The 14,849-nt window shown below is 39.9% G+C and carries 12 protein-coding genes and 1 CRISPR repeat array (1 of these 13 running past the window's edge); of the genes, 1 reads left to right on the top strand and 11 read right to left on the bottom strand.

Annotation, left to right across the window (positions count from 1 at the left end):
* A CRISPR array of direct repeats spans positions 1-1,811; the repeat unit is 29 nt; unit sequence CGGTTCATCCCCGTGAGTACGGGGAACAC (it extends 1,391 nt beyond the left edge of the window).
* Positions 1,812-1,890: 79 nt separating this feature from the next.
* From cas2e to ACWU4D_RS10835, 9 genes are all read right to left on the bottom strand, one after another.
* On the bottom strand, positions 1,891-2,187 hold the full coding sequence (gene cas2e / locus ACWU4D_RS10875; RefSeq protein WP_456051446.1) for a type I-E CRISPR-associated endoribonuclease Cas2e: 297 nt from the start codon (positions 2,185-2,187) through the stop codon (positions 1,891-1,893).
* A gap of 12 nt (positions 2,188-2,199) precedes the next feature.
* Positions 2,200-3,117: a type I-E CRISPR-associated endonuclease Cas1e gene (cas1e, locus tag ACWU4D_RS10870; RefSeq protein ID WP_456051445.1), complete on the bottom strand. Its 918-nt coding sequence runs from the start codon at positions 3,115-3,117 to the stop codon at positions 2,200-2,202.
* A gap of 8 nt (positions 3,118-3,125) precedes the next feature.
* Positions 3,126-4,595 (bottom strand): type I-E CRISPR-associated protein Cse1/CasA, encoded by a 1,470-nt coding sequence (gene casA / locus ACWU4D_RS10865; RefSeq protein ID WP_456051444.1) that lies wholly within the window; start codon positions 4,593-4,595, stop codon positions 3,126-3,128.
* The gene (cas5e, locus tag ACWU4D_RS10860) at positions 4,582-5,232 is read right to left on the bottom strand and encodes a type I-E CRISPR-associated protein Cas5/CasD (protein WP_456051443.1); all 651 of its coding nucleotides are present in this window, start codon (positions 5,230-5,232) and stop codon (positions 4,582-4,584) included. The genes casA and cas5e overlap by 14 nt, the downstream gene beginning before the upstream one ends.
* A gap of 21 nt (positions 5,233-5,253) precedes the next feature.
* Entirely contained in the window at positions 5,254-6,279 is a 1,026-nt protein-coding gene (gene cas7e / locus ACWU4D_RS10855; protein ID WP_456051442.1) for a type I-E CRISPR-associated protein Cas7/Cse4/CasC, read from the bottom strand.
* Between the two features lie 17 nt (positions 6,280-6,296).
* Positions 6,297-6,734, bottom strand: coding sequence for a type I-E CRISPR-associated protein Cse2/CasB (locus ACWU4D_RS10850; protein WP_456051441.1), 438 nt, complete (start codon positions 6,732-6,734; stop codon positions 6,297-6,299).
* A gap of 9 nt (positions 6,735-6,743) precedes the next feature.
* The gene (gene cas6e, locus ACWU4D_RS10845) at positions 6,744-7,286 is read right to left on the bottom strand and encodes a type I-E CRISPR-associated protein Cas6/Cse3/CasE (RefSeq protein WP_456051440.1); all 543 of its coding nucleotides are present in this window, start codon (positions 7,284-7,286) and stop codon (positions 6,744-6,746) included.
* Between the two features lie 2 nt (positions 7,287-7,288).
* Entirely contained in the window at positions 7,289-9,745 is a 2,457-nt protein-coding gene (cas3, locus tag ACWU4D_RS10840) for a CRISPR-associated helicase/endonuclease Cas3 (protein ID WP_456051439.1), read from the bottom strand.
* A gap of 90 nt (positions 9,746-9,835) precedes the next feature.
* Positions 9,836-10,660: a WYL domain-containing protein gene (locus ACWU4D_RS10835; protein WP_456051438.1), complete on the bottom strand. Its 825-nt coding sequence runs from the start codon at positions 10,658-10,660 to the stop codon at positions 9,836-9,838.
* Between the two features lie 273 nt (positions 10,661-10,933).
* On the opposite strand from ACWU4D_RS10835, the gene ACWU4D_RS10830 reads away from it, so the two are divergent.
* A complete protein-coding gene (locus ACWU4D_RS10830) occupies positions 10,934-11,785 on the top strand; it encodes a patatin-like phospholipase family protein (protein WP_456051437.1) in 852 nt (283 codons plus the stop codon).
* A 56-nt stretch (positions 11,786-11,841) separates the two neighbouring features.
* On the opposite strand, the gene ACWU4D_RS10825 is transcribed toward ACWU4D_RS10830, so the two are convergent.
* Both ACWU4D_RS10825 and ACWU4D_RS10820 read right to left on the bottom strand, forming a co-directional pair.
* Complete coding sequence (locus ACWU4D_RS10825) at positions 11,842-12,270, bottom strand: hypothetical protein (RefSeq protein ID WP_456051436.1); 429 nt, start codon at positions 12,268-12,270, stop codon at positions 11,842-11,844.
* 147 nt (positions 12,271-12,417) lie between these two features.
* The gene (locus ACWU4D_RS10820) at positions 12,418-14,823 is read right to left on the bottom strand and encodes a putative bifunctional diguanylate cyclase/phosphodiesterase (protein ID WP_456051435.1); all 2,406 of its coding nucleotides are present in this window, start codon (positions 14,821-14,823) and stop codon (positions 12,418-12,420) included.
* Positions 14,824-14,849: the final 26 nt, after the last annotated feature.

Raw genomic sequence — 14,849 nt, 5'->3', positions numbered from 1 at the left:
TGAAAATGGGGACGGTTCATCCCCGTGAGTACGGGGAACACGCTTGTATTAGCCCTGTTACCGCAGGGTTTTTCGGTTCATCCCCGTGAGTACGGGGAACACTAACAAATAACGTGATTGCTTATTTGTTGATTCGGTTCATCCCCGTGAGTACGGGGAACACACCAAGAAAATCAACAATTAACGCTATGGTATCGGTTCATCCCCGTGAGTACGGGGAACACAGGCGATTAGCATCGATGAGTGTGTTATTTAACGGTTCATCCCCGTGAGTACGGGGAACACATAAATATATCTATGGTGTAGTCGCTATTTGGCGGTTCATCCCCGTGAGTACGGGGAACACAATGCGGCGCGGTCTTCTTCGAGTTCGACAATCGGTTCATCCCCGTGAGTACGGGGAACACCCCTTTGGGGCATTCAATGGCAAGCCGTATTGCGGTTCATCCCCGTGAGTACGGGGAACACATTTTTTCAATTTCAAACACAGTCATTAATAGCGGTTCATCCCCGTGAGTACGGGGAACACAGGTCATTATGCGAGTCTCACTATCCAGTTCACGGTTCATCCCCGTGAGTACGGGGAACACTCTTTCGAATTTGATTTTTCGTGGAACTTTTTCGGTTCATCCCCGTGAGTACGGGGAACACGGTCAGTGGCTAATGGAACTCGGTTACGCCCACGGTTCATCCCCGTGAGTACGGGGAACACAATTCATCAATATCAAAGAGATCACAACCACCCGGTTCATCCCCGTGAGTACGGGGAACACTTAAATCATCGCTAAAATGTTTCATCATTGTGCGGTTCATCCCCGTGAGTACGGGGAACACTCATTGAGCATTCGCTCAGCATCTTCTCTAAACGGTTCATCCCCGTGAGTACGGGGAACACATACTCCATTATCCAGCGACACGTATTACCATCGGTTCATCCCCGTGAGTACGGGGAACACTCACTCATCATTTCCTTTATTTACCCAAATACCGGTTCATCCCCGTGAGTACGGGGAACACGGAGTTTTCCCAAAGCTTCCCACCCCATCAAACGGTTCATCCCCGTGAGTACGGGGAACACCGGCGGAAGTGCTGGAGACTATGTGACTCTTGCGGTTCATCCCCGTGAGTACGGGGAACACGAGAAGGTGTTGAGGGAATATATTCAAGCGTCCGGTTCATCCCCGTGAGTACGGGGAACACCTTTGAGAAGGATTGGCTATCTGATTATGAGGCGGTTCATCCCCGTGAGTACGGGGAACACTCCTACGTGTCAAAAGCAGAAGAGTGGATCACCGGTTCATCCCCGTGAGTACGGGGAACACGAGTTGCTCAACGGCGGCAATTGCTGCATTAGCGGTTCATCCCCGTGAGTACGGGGAACACGGTGCAGGATTGATTACCTTTTCTTCTTGCTGCGGTTCATCCCCGTGAGTACGGGGAACACTTAGCGCCAGTTTGAGTGTTGATGAACATTGACGGTTCATCCCCGTGAGTACGGGGAACACGCTGGAGTCAATAAACTCAAACAGCACTGATGCGGTTCATCCCCGTGAGTACGGGGAACACGCCTATAGCTCATTACTTCGGTATCTGGATAGCCGGTTCATCCCCGTGAGTACGGGGAACACTGCAGTATAAACAATTTGACCTGCGCCAGTATCGGTTCATCCCCGTGAGTACGGGGAACACGATAATACTCATCACTTAGATTTGAGTTATCACGGTTCATCCCCGTGAGTACGGGGAACACAGTAAGTCCAGCACCACTAGCAATACTAATATCGGTTCATCCCCGTGAGTACGGGGAACACTCTAAATATACATAATTGTTTTTAAAGGACAATTACTTCCCACCAAATTTTACCGATTTTTTAAAGAACAAATTAGGACTTATTTTTCTTTTATTTCTGGTTTAAACTTTACTAGCCGCAGCCCATCGAGGTCGACAGGCATACGGCGATTTTCGCCATAAGTCATAAAATCAAACCCTGATTCTGTATTGGTTGACCATGCCATAACAACATTACCTTTTTCAGCAAGTTCTTCTATTTGATACCAAATCATTTCTCTCACTCGCCGAGAAACATCACCAACATAAACACCTGCACGAACCTCTAATAGCCACACTGCTAATCTACCTCGTAATCGAGGCGGCACGGTTTCTGTCACGACTGTTACCATTGACATATTAATTCCTCGTTAACTGACACGATGTCCGTCATTACCTATTATTTCTGGCTCTGGAATAGCAGGTGGTTGAGCATCACTATAGGGTTCTGGTGGCTGAATTTCACCTGCACTTAGCACTTCTTCAATTAAAGGAATTAATCTTTTTAATATTTTAGTTTTCCTAAATGCTTCTCGGCAGGCAATACGCACATCTCGATCAGGTGAATGGGTTTTCTTCGCAGCGATTTCAAAAGCGACCGGTACAACGATTTCAAATTTTAGAATATCAGCAATATCATACACAAAACTAAGTGGTTTCCCTGAATGCACAAAGCCAATAGCAGGAGCATAGCCAGCGGCTAAAACAGCCGCTTCGGTAATGCCATATAAACAAGATGTTGCGGCGCTGATACATTGATTGATCGAATCGCCCTTGCCCCAATTTTTGGGGTCATAACGTCGTCCATGCCATTCAACGCCATATTGTTTTGCAAGTAACTGGTATGTTTTCTTAACTCTTGCACCTTCAATGCCACGTAATTGATCGACGCTACGCCTTTGTGGCGCTTCATCGCCAAAACGTATTTCAAACATTTTACGTACAACTTTTAAACGTAAATCTCCATCTAATGCTAATTTGGCTTGATAAAGTAACTTATCACTACGTGCTCCGCCGGGCTGACCTGCAGAATAAAGTCGCACGCCCGCCTCACCAACCCAAATCAGTAATGTGCCACAAACACTGGCAAGTTTAATGGCAGCATGGCTTACTCGTGTTCCTGGCTCTAACATAATGCAAGCAAGTGAACCCACTGCAACATGCATGCGCTCACCATTTTTATCGATAACAACAAAAGCGCCATCTTTGACATCAATCTGCCCCATTCCTACAAAAATCATAGAATTGCGATCTTTTATTGGAATGGGCTTTAAAGGAATGAAGCTCATAGAAACTCCTAATGCTTTTTATGTAATACCACTTCACCTTTTACCAATGCTTTAAATAAGGGTAAATCATATTGATATTTACGTTGAACATCAGTGAAAATGCGTTTAGCTTCTTGTTTAAGTTCAACAACAGCTAAATTCCGTAATTCAGTTGCTTCTTTGCGTTCGACATCGAGCAATGTTCTTTGAATGATTTGTTGTGCATTGGCGGTAAATGATTGCATTGCCGTTTCTTTAATCCCGCCTACAAAGTTTTTATCGTAACCCACACCAAACATTTTATTAAATGCCTTCGACAATAGTTCTTTCTGATTGAGCCCTGCATCGATAACTTGTGTTACTTTACTCAACTGCTTACTCAAAGATGAAGGCATTGAATACAGATCATACACTCGACCAGTAATCGAACCTTGATCGGCAATATTGCCACCAACTAACAAATTAGTTTGGCGGGGGTTTTTCATATATTGAAACTGTCTAATAATATAAGCGGGCTCGACGGTCGCTTTATCAGACTCTTTTCCAATAATATAACTACTTAACTCTTGCCAGCTTTGCCAGTTTTGATCACGAGCACACACAGCAAAGATACCTTCTTCTTTTACCGTACAAGGTGTATAGGGATGAGGCCACCAACCCGCACCACCATCACGTCCATTTTTAGTTGAACCATAAACTCCTTTATACTTTTCGCGATTAAAGGTTTTGATTGATTGAAGTGATTTCTGTCCGCAAACATCACACACACAAGGCTCATCTTTAATGTTAAAACCAATATGATAAGCCAACGCAAATAAACCCCTATTTAATCCGATTTTAGGGGCTTGATAGATATCTCCCGTCATGGGTGATACCCACATAGGCGTTTGATCCGCATCTTTATCAAGCTGTGTAGATTCAGTAAAATAATCTTTAGCGATAGTATTGCTTAATAATGTTTGCTTTAAATTATCGCCAGCGATCAACGTCGTTATTGCACCGCCGCCACGAATGCCTGTCGCTCCTGTTTTACTAAAGCACTCTCCTTTTATATTCATGTGTAGGTTATAGTTCAAAACATGCATACAATCTGGACAGCTTGTTTCTGCTTTTTCTCTTTCAGAAAAAAGCCCACTCGCATTACCTGATGTACCACACTCTATACCAGATAATATCTTAGTAATTGGAGCATCAAATTTTTTTGATCCAATAGTCGACTTTGACTGCATAAAACAATCACTTTCAAACCATTGGCTGTCTATATTTTGTAACGCATGATCATATTGTTCGGCAGTTAACCCTACTTTTAAGTAGCTTTTAAGTTCATTAACAGTGGGTTGTAGCACAACCGTGGTCAGTGAACTTAATAGTTGCAACATCGCCAATTGAACTTCATCAAAGTAATACTGCAATTGATAATCTTCATTACTCGTCAACAGTGTTTTTAGCGATACCTTGCCTTGATTGGTTGAAATAAACGCATCTTTAAGTAAGTTCATCAATTTCTTCCTTTGACTCTTGTCTTATTTGCCCACAAACAAACACAGTACGCATAGCGTATTTGCGTGGCGTTGCAGTGATCTGGTCACGAACTTGCAACATCGCGACTTGATTTTCACCGTTGACATCACTAAAAATTTGTCCGTTTTCGTTATATTTAATTAAGGCATCGGCAGGGTTATCATCATCCGTTACCGCTTCAAATAGAGGGCGCGTTAACGGGCAGGATTTCCGACCTTGAAATAAGCCAAATTCAGGATTTTTAACGTTTCCTGTCAATGTATTAATGACTGTTTCATCGGCTGTAATAGCAAAGGTATATTCACTATCACACCAATATTCTCGGTAGGTTGGTTTAGGGTTTCCTTTTTGAATCTTCCCATACGGGCTACGAAAGTTTTGCACGGTATGGTAATCGACTATTTTTTCACCGGATTTATTCACTTGTACCGCAATTTTAAGTTGTTGAGATAAATCATATAGTTCAGAAAATCGTTCCCGGGTAATCCCCTTTGCAGCACCTAATAAGCCCATAATGGCTGATCTCGTAGGGAAATGACTTACTCTACGATGGACATCAAAGGTCTGCAGCCCATAAGCCGACATGCCTTCTGTTTTCAATATCAGTGTTTTCATGCGTTTCATCCCAATATTAGCTTAAAAACGAATATCACCGATGGTGTCTACTAATTCGATCATCTCACTTTGTGTGCTATCAGTTAGGTCTAAAGCAATTGCTTTTGAATCAAGCTCGTAAGCTTTACATAGTTTTTCATAATGTTTTACCAAGGCAATAATCGAGTTTTCCATTACGTCGCCATTATTGGCAATTGCTTTTCTAAAGGCATTAGCCAGTGAAATAGGTTGATTGGATTGTGCTGCCATCACAAAGTCAGCTTGGTTATAAGCTGCAAATGTTTTTTGTTTCGCATTCGGTGTGACTTGGGCAAAGCAACGGATCATGGTATTAACGATAGTGCTAACATCTTCAATGCTCGCTTTGACATTTTTCGCTAATAAATCAACATTGATTGATGCATAGCGATAAAAAACACCAGCGCTAAATTCAGTGGTACCAATGTGTCCTGATCCTTGTTCCGCTAGATCATCACAAGCGGTAAACCAATCAACTTCAATATCTGCGTCATGTGTGGTTACACTGTGCGCAACACTCATTGCGGCTTCAACATTACGTTGCGGGCAACTTGCATCCATACGCCCAGATAATGCGACATCATAAGTTGGAATTTGCACTATTTTTTTAAGTTCTTTTAATTCCGTGCCTTCCTTTACCATGTTAATTGCTTCGCGTATGGCACCAATCGCATAGGGTTGAACCGCATCAAAATGTCGCGTTGTTTCTCCCGTTTCTTTATTTTTTTCACTTTTTACTTTTGATCCCATATTCAGCAACACATCTTCAATCAACTTAGGCTCTATGTCTGGCATTTCTTGTTTACACAAAGCAAGAAGCTCATCCATTTTGTTGGTACGAATTGAAGTTTCAGCAACCGCCTCTCCATAAAGATCACTTTGACGAATAGCGCGTTTTAAACATTGGCTGGAAATACGGCTACGGACTGTACCACCAAAAACAGCTGTTTTTTGCATACCGGAATCATCACGGTTCATCATTGATGACGGGTGAGAAATAAGTGTGTGAATGTTTATAAATGTAGTCATGATAATGTCCTTGTTGATTATGCTCTAGTTGTTGTTTGAGTATCGTTATCAGATAAAATAAATTCTTTTAATAAGTTCCGGCGTGTATTTTCTCCCCAAAATTGCGCTAATTCTCCGAGACTATCGAGGGATATATTATTACAACGAACTAACTGCCGTTTTAGGTAGTCAATACCATTATCACCACTACGCGTTATTTGAATGATTTGTGACTCTTTCACGCCAGCCTTTAATAAAGCAGTCGCCACATTAACGCTTTGTTCATCATTGGTTATTTTAAGCCCCACCAGCAAAAACAGAATACGTTGCGTTTGTGCTGTGTCCTTTGCACCGGTAAATTTTAAAACTCTAAAATATGCAGGTGCATCTGCTAATTTTTTCAAATTACAGCGCTTTAACTCTGCTTGTTCTCCGTTACTTAGTGCTTGATAAGCTTTGTATATTCTTTGGTACATAACCTTTCCTTATTGTGTACGCGCAAGTGATAATAACCCTGCGCCTGCATGCTTTTTCCGACCGATTCCCATAACTAATGCTCGCCGTATTTGCTCGCTATCAGTCACCTGTAAAATACCTTCAAAGCAGATAAATCGACTGGTATAGGATTTTTTGCTACGTACCATTTGTTCATCCATCGCTGTCACAGTGACATTTGCACCGCTTAATTTACGTTGCAACCATTGCACTTGTTCGTCACAATTTTTTATTTCAATGACTTTTTTACCTTGGCTTAAACACTTTGTGGGATAAGCTAATAATTTAAATTTATAGAAACCGTCTTGAGTTACTTCTGTAATGAAAGGTTTACTCACTAATACGCTGGCCTGCTCACTAGATTTTGGCTCAGTACTGGATTGCAATAAAACCTTGCATGACTTCCCATTTACACTTTCTACCCGAAATAGATGATCACGTTTACGATCTGGCACATTGGCAAATAAAGTCCAAATGGCCTGATGTTGCTCGTAACTATCTTTTGTATTCAGCATCACCTGAGATAAATACATAGTTAATTCCCTGTGGTTAATTCATCAATAAGATCAGCGGTAATAACGCCCATCTCGTTATAAACAATGTCTTTATCGACTATCGCCTTGTAGCAATAATAGTTTTCGTCTTTTTGGCCTTGGGTATGTTTGCTTGCCAGTGCCACGGTATTTTTTTCTCTGTCTTGTTGTTCGTTAAAATCACCACCATGTAACAACTCTCCATTATTTTTAAATAACACAACGGTTGCGCTCATTTCGCCATCACGGGTTAACATCGCACAACGTGGGTCAACATCATTAAGTGGTTTAGATTGCAAATTACTTAGACTACGAGCGGTATAATTATTACCATCGGACTTGATACTGTATTCATCAGCAACAACTGTTAATACATCAGGTTCACCTGCTATAGCTTGTTCATCATGAACATAATCAATCGCTTCACGGTAACAATCAGGAAAAGCTAATTGTTTGAGAGGGGAAATATATTGCTCAGTTCGATAAAGTAAACGCGTATTTTGGTATACGTATCCACTGCCTTGATAATGATGTTTTAATTGTTCCACCGTTGTATCTTCGGTAATTTCTGTTTCTGGTAAGAGAGTGATAAATAAAGGTGCTTTAACGGCATTTGTTCGTGAGCATAAAGAGGTATTCATTCGATTATGTCGCCATAACCGTCCCATTCGTTGCATTAAAAATTCAATAGGAGCTATTTGACTGATTAACACATCAAAGTCTAGATCTAGCGATTGCTCAATCACTTGCGTTGCGATTAATAATCGACCACTTCTTTGGGCATCTTTACCGTAATCCTTGAGCGCTTTATCTTCTAATTTTTTTCTATCATTAAAGGTGTAACGCGCATGAAATAGATCAACCGTTAATCTTGGGAAGCTCTCTTTTATTTGATGATATAACCGTTGCGCATCTTTGACGGTATTGCAGATAATGCCGACCATAGCTCCTTCAGTTACCCAATCATTGACTTGGGTCCGTTGTTCTTCAGTAGGCAATAAAGTTTTACTAAACCAAGTTTTTATTGATACAGTTTTATTTGTTTCTTGTTTAGGTAGTGTTAATTCTTGAGTCTGAGCAGATAAATCGGTGTGGCTAATTAATGGGTAAGCATTACTTTGTGAGTCACCTTTATAAGTTGAAAGTAATTTTTCTTTTAAGTCTCTTGGTAAAGTTGCAGAAAGTAAAATAGCACTTGAATATGCTTGATGTTGCCCTTTCAATACTTGTTCAATTAACCCCATCATATAGGCATCAAAACTATGAATTTCATCCAGTATTAACACTGATTTTCGAGTACCAAAAGAACGAACAAATTGATGACGAATACCCAATACTCCCATGAGTATTTGATCGATTGTAGCCACTGACATCGAACCTAAAAACGCACGTTTATTTGATTGATGAAGAAATCCGCTTTCATCAGTCATTATGTATTTGGATTTACCGTGAGCAAGGGTTGTTGATGCATCAGGGAACAGTTTATTCGTAGCTTCGCCAATACGTGAAAACAAACCGTTTGCAGTTGCCTGCGTTGGTAAGCCAAAGACTATTCCATCAGCTAAACCCGCTTGAATTAATAAAGATGCATAAGCCAATGCGAATTCTGTTTTTCCTGAACCTGTATCTGATTCAACTATCGTCAAGCCTGATTTTATTGGCATGTTAATTAATAAAGTTTGAATACCACGTGGCGCATAATTCTTAAATAAATAATCAAAACCTGCACCCTGTAGTTTTTCAATCATGCCTGTTTCTAATAATGCGACTTTCGCCCTTGGTAACGCATCTTTGTAATACTGATATAAATTAAGAGTCTGATCTGCTGTAAAGTTTGTCATAGAAGAGCCAACCCAATCAGAAATGCTACATAACCCTGCTAACATCGGAATGTCACCTACATCAGGAATATCATCTAATTTGCAAAATTCAAGACAAAATTCTACCCATTCCTTTCGCGCTAGTTCATCTAATTCACAAAGTTCTTCGTCCGCATCTGGATCATCATAATTAAAGGAAGTATCACAATAACCATGATGACCAGCTACTGCTTTCATCGCATCGTTAGTATTATACATTTCACTAAACTGCTTATAACCACAGGAGCCATGAGAATAATAAGTAATATCAGGTTCAACTTCCCATTCATCTCCTTGTAAAATTTGTCGAATATCTTCACGAAAGTTTTGAAAGCGAGCATCGAATTTTCCCAAATCATGTAGCAAAATAAAGAATAAACAAATACGCCTTGCATCGTCGGTTGTTATATCTAGATAGGATGTGATTTGTTGCAATAATGTATTCGATTCAGTTAACCAAACATCAGCAACAGCAGCTACATCTAAACAATGAAAAACTAACAAGTGATAATCGGAACATTCATTGCCGTTTTCATCTTTTTTAGCTTTGCCCCAGTATTTAAATATGCTCTTCAAATCAGATGGCGAGAAGTCGTTCATATAAGACCTACTTATGTGCGATTTAATAATTAAATACAGTAATCCTCAGATACAATGTCCACAACACTGTAATTAAACACATGTCGAAAATTAGGTAGGTTTTGGTAGGAATGGCGTTATACTTTTGCGGCACTTTGGTGTTAACACAATCTGTTGTTCTTCTGGGGAATCTTTATACTGGTCTAAACGTAATCGTAGTAGCAGGTAATTAACGAGGGCCGCTCGGGTTTTAATTATTTTTTTATTGTTCTTCATTTGAAAATCGTTCGCGATAATCTTTTGTTGTTCTTGAGTTAGACCTGGATCAGGAATGATTTCAATATCTGTAAATGTATTCCATAAGAGGTCTTTTTCTTTATCCACTAATGCTGGCCCCTCAAACTCAGCGATACCATTAAATCGAGATAATACAAAATCTCTAAACTCTGTATTTTTACGGCAATAAGCGCGAACATGCCAACGTAATCCATCAAAAATAAGGGTATGAGGCTCAATGATTCTATCTAAGTAATCCGGGCTAGTTAATGAGATATAACCAATATCAATTGCCAATTTTTCTCGTATTGCTTTTAAAATAGGCCTGACTGATTTTGCATTTATATTTCTAAATGGTGCTTCAACTTCTTCAACGTTTTCGGTAATAGATTTTCCTGTCGTTTGCATAATAAGCTTTAAATAATAATCAAAATTACCAACATCCGTTATAGCGTTAAATCTATCAGTAATAACTCTGGCTTTTGCTGAAGAGTCATAAATAAGATTTTCAGGAAGCTTGTGATCGTACTCTCTTAATATTGTAGAGGCTGTATCACGCGACAAATAAAAATACCGCATCAGGTGCGTTGCATTTATTTGCCCCTCCCACCACACGATAGATTCAATATAATTAAAATAATCTTGGTCTGATATTTTCATTTGATGATTTATATTAAAGAAAAAATATATAAAACCACAGACAAAGTTATGATTCAACGAGATTGGATTAAAATTTTGAATCGAACTAACTATCACTGTTCTAAGTAACTCATTGAATATATTTGGATATAAATCAGAGAGACTTAGACTTGTCACTAGCCCATACCGCTAACAACAAGCCAAACTCAATGAGCTATCTACCCAATAACCATTTGAATTAAATACCATTTATAGTATGGTCAAAATAAGTGATCACGAATAATTTTGGTTTTTATGGAAAACAATATTGGGTTAGTTTTAGAAGGCGGCGGTTTTAGAGGATTATATACCGCAGGAATTCTTCACTACTTCGCAGAAAAAGGATTGGAATTTCCGTACATCATTGGCGTTTCTATGGGCGCGAGCAATGCGACCAATTACCTTGCGAAACAGACTCAACGGAACCTCGACGTTCCTTATGCCTTTATAAATGATAAGAGATACATCAGCTATCGACGTTTATTGAGGAAAGGGGAACTATTTGGAATGGACTTTATTTTTAACGACATCCCAAATTCACTTATCCCCTTTGATTACAGCACTTTTTTCGAGTCCAATCAGCGCTTAATCTATGTCACAACCGACTGTGACACTGGCAATGCTTACTACGTTGCGAACACCGATAATGAGACGTCGTTTAAGGCACTAGAAGCATCTACCAGTTTGCCTTTTGCGGCTAAAATGGTTGCACTGCACGGAAAGCAACTACTCGATGGCGGAATTAGTAACCCCATTCCGATTGAAAAGGCGCTTGAGGATGGTTGTGAAAAACTCGTTGTGATTCTAACTCAACCAAAAGGCTACCGAAAGTCACCTTTTACGGCAAAGTACTTGGCACAACTGAAGTATAAACGCTACCCAAAGTTAGTTGATCTGCTTTTAACGAGACACCATATCTATAACCAACAACTGGATTTACTCGAACAACTTGAAAAGCAAGGTCGTGCTTTGATTATTCGCCCAGGCAGTAAACTGCCTATCAGCCGAACAGAGAAAAACAAAAATAAACTCAAAGAATCATTTGATCTTGGTTTCCAAAAAGGTAACGAAGTACACGACACCTTATTCAAGTTTATTAGTGAATAGCCGCCTTCATAGCGTGCCCTCTTGGATACGATCTAGATAACATTCGTTGAGCTTTATCATGAATGATATTTGGCTGCATCAAGCTCTAAGGCTCTTCTTTGTCTCTCTAAGTCTCGAACACAACTGTCACAAGGTGGGTACTTTCGTGCCAATTCGAGCAATGGAGGTAATGTAAGTCTCATAGCGCTTCGACCAATCAATTTCTGCTCGTCATCTGCTTGCTTGCAATTCGCCATATGCAATACAGAGCGGTGTGGAATTAATAAACATTGTTGCGCCAGTTCAATTTCACCATCTTGCAGGTATAGCCTTGATAATTTCTGGTAGCTGGCTATCCAACCACGTAAAGAATCAACACATTTAGGGTTACGAGTTAATTCTCTTTCAAGAGTATAAATAATATCTCTGCATTGTTGCTCATGGTCGGCCAAGTAATCTGTCTGAGACGATGGTGAATCTGCCGTGATACTAGAAAATTGATTCATAGAAAATACCTTTTTGATAATGAGTATAATTATCATTTGTATTTCTATATCTGTAAAGGTTTTCTTTATAAAAAGGATGAATGACCCGTAAATTAGTCGCTATCACAACAGCCTGTCGGGATATTCGTACATGGCTCTATTACTTTGCTAGATTGAGCGACAAATTTGAGACTCAATAAAGCGATCAGCCGGTACAGGATGACCAAAGTAATATCCTTGATGATCTTGACAGCCAAGATCGACGAGTAGGTCTCGCTGAGTACGAGTTTCGACGCCTTCAGCAATGACTTCTAAATCCAAATTTTTCGCCATCGATAAGATAACTTCAATAAGTGGAGACGTGTTTGAGCCATCGGTTAGACCAACAACAAATGAACGGTCTATTTTCAGTTCATCAATCGGAAGTTCTTTTAAATACCTTAACGATGAGTAGCCTGTGCCAAAGTCGTCAATAGAGAATGAAATCCCTCTCGCTTTTAATTGAAGCATTTTTGTTTTGGCGAGTTCAAAGTTATTTAACAGTAAGTTTTCTGTGATTTCTATAATGATCAGGTCTCCCGGCACATTATATTTATCAAGCAAGTCAAGAACGTAAGATACAAAGTCAACTTGTAGAAAAAACGTTGGGCTAATATTTATGGCAAGATTATCAAATTCATTTAGAGCCTCACCTTCACGCCATTTGGTTAAGTGAAGAATGCTCTTTTCGATTACCCATTTATCAATGTCAATAATAAGCCCGGTTTCTTCGGCATGAGGAATAAAAAAGTTAGGCATAACTAACCCGAGTTTAGGGTGATTCCACCGCACAAGCACCTCCCCTCTTAGCACATCGTTACAGGCATTCACCTGAGATTGAATCCAAATTTCAAAATGGTCTTCGGCGAGTGCTTGATGAATTCCCTCTTCCAATTCGAGCAGGTGCTGAGCGGCGTATTGCATTTCTCTCTTGAAAAACTGAACGCCGTTTCGCCCCAATGATTTTGATTTGTACATCGCGGTGTCAGCACGTCTAATGAGTTCATTCGCATCCACGTCATCATTAGGAAAAAACACAATCCCTATACTCGCCGTTGTATGGAGCGTCACATCCTTAAGTTCGAGTGGTTGAGAAATAGACGCTAATAGTTCGCTTGAAAGTTTCATTGCTTTTTCAGCAGCATATTCTAGGTTATCGGCTAAATTAGGGATCCCTACCACGAACTCATCACCTCCGATACGACCACAAATTGTTTTCGTATTAAATGTCGACTTTGTTCTAGAGGCGATTTCGACTAATACTAAGTCTCCAATAAGATGTCCTAGGGAATCATTGATATTTTTAAATTGGTCCAAGTCAAAGTAAAACAATGCTCCATATTGATTTTGTTCTTGATGGTCTAGAATTAGCTCTTCAATTTGTTGGGAAAAAAGGCTGCGATTCGCTAAATGCGTCAGGGAATCATAATAGGCGAGCTCATGAATTTTCATTTGCGTATGTACCCGCTCAGTGACATCTCGAGCATTGATCATCACAAAGGTCTCACCATCAACTTCAAAGTGGGTAGCTCGACACTCTAAGTTTACGTTTACACTTTTCTCGTCGTCTGTTCTTCGAAAAGTATCATCATAACTGTGCACCTTCTGCCCGATGATCTTAGTAAAAAGAGCTTCCATTTCATCACTTGAATAGTCCAAGCTGAATTCAGCTATGCTTTTGGCTTCGATTTGATTAAAGCTCTGCCCCACCAGTCGTTCAGCTACATTGTTAACCAGGTAAATCTGAGAATCAGGGTGACAAAGAAACATTGCATCACTGGCGTTTTCCATTAACATCCGTGAAAAACGTTCGCCTTGTTTAAGGCTGTCTAACATCTCATTGAGCTTATGAGATACTTCCTTATTTGATGTCCACTCCTTACTGAATTGCTTAACTAATAAGCCAAGCTCATCTTCTTTTGTATAAGGTAAAGGGAAAATGCTTTTATTTGAACTGAGGTCCGTGACCCATTGAGCGATGTTCATCACCGGCCTAGAAATATAAATATAACTCAGCATGGCGAGAATAGTCGCTAGAAGTAGGGTAAATATTACCGAAGTTTCCAGGTTGATCTTAACGCTTTCGGCTAACTCATTCGCTAACAATGATTCATCAATATAGAGAGTTAATTTTGCGTACCTGCCTTTCGAATTAACATCAATATCAAAGGATTGCTCAGCAGGGATCTCGGCTAAATAGGCAGAAAACTGAAGATAGGGCGACATTGGATATGTGTCGGAGCGTAACGAATCACCAAGCAGATCCCCAAAATCATCAAAAAACGTTGCGCGTTTTATCAGCGGTTGTCGAATAATAGAGATTAATATCTCATGCACTTGTTGTTCATCTAAAGTATAAACCGCACGACTAAGCGTATCTCTATGCAGATCGACCGTACGAGTAATACTTTGAGCTTGTTCTACCCTATCTTTTTGTATATTAAGATAAACATTAATGACAGAGGAAATACCACAGCAAAACAGCGAAATAACAAAAACATAAATGGTTTGCTTGACAGAAATACTCAATTTCATCTTGATCTACCCATCGATACAAATAC

The organism is Vibrio phycocola (genome assembly GCF_053850235.1).
The sequence above is the reverse complement of the archived record's forward strand: the minus strand, read 5'-3'. Positions and strand labels throughout refer to the sequence as shown.

What these genes read in the sequence shown, in the direction of transcription:
- cas2e (WP_456051446.1), bottom strand. Translation starts at nt 2,187, where the DNA reads ATGTCAATGGTAACAGTCGTGACAGAAACCGTGCCGCCTCGATTACGA.
- cas5e (WP_456051443.1), bottom strand. Translation starts at nt 5,232, where the DNA reads ATGAAAACACTGATATTGAAAACAGAAGGCATGTCGGCTTATGGGCTG.
- casA (WP_456051444.1), bottom strand. Translation starts at nt 4,595, where the DNA reads ATGAACTTACTTAAAGATGCGTTTATTTCAACCAATCAAGGCAAGGTA.
- cas7e (WP_456051442.1), bottom strand. Translation starts at nt 6,279, where the DNA reads ATGACTACATTTATAAACATTCACACACTTATTTCTCACCCGTCATCA.
- ACWU4D_RS10825 (WP_456051436.1), bottom strand. Translation starts at nt 12,270, where the DNA reads ATGAATCAATTTTCTAGTATCACGGCAGATTCACCATCGTCTCAGACA.
- ACWU4D_RS10835 (WP_456051438.1), bottom strand. Translation starts at nt 10,660, where the DNA reads ATGAAAATATCAGACCAAGATTATTTTAATTATATTGAATCTATCGTG.
- ACWU4D_RS10820 (WP_456051435.1), bottom strand. Translation starts at nt 14,823, where the DNA reads ATGAAATTGAGTATTTCTGTCAAGCAAACCATTTATGTTTTTGTTATT.
- ACWU4D_RS10850 (WP_456051441.1), bottom strand. Translation starts at nt 6,734, where the DNA reads ATGTACCAAAGAATATACAAAGCTTATCAAGCACTAAGTAACGGAGAA.
- cas1e (WP_456051445.1), bottom strand. Translation starts at nt 3,117, where the DNA reads ATGAGCTTCATTCCTTTAAAGCCCATTCCAATAAAAGATCGCAATTCT.
- ACWU4D_RS10830 (WP_456051437.1), top strand. Translation starts at nt 10,934, where the DNA reads ATGGAAAACAATATTGGGTTAGTTTTAGAAGGCGGCGGTTTTAGAGGA.
- cas3 (WP_456051439.1), bottom strand. Translation starts at nt 9,745, where the DNA reads ATGAACGACTTCTCGCCATCTGATTTGAAGAGCATATTTAAATACTGG.
- cas6e (WP_456051440.1), bottom strand. Translation starts at nt 7,286, where the DNA reads ATGTATTTATCTCAGGTGATGCTGAATACAAAAGATAGTTACGAGCAA.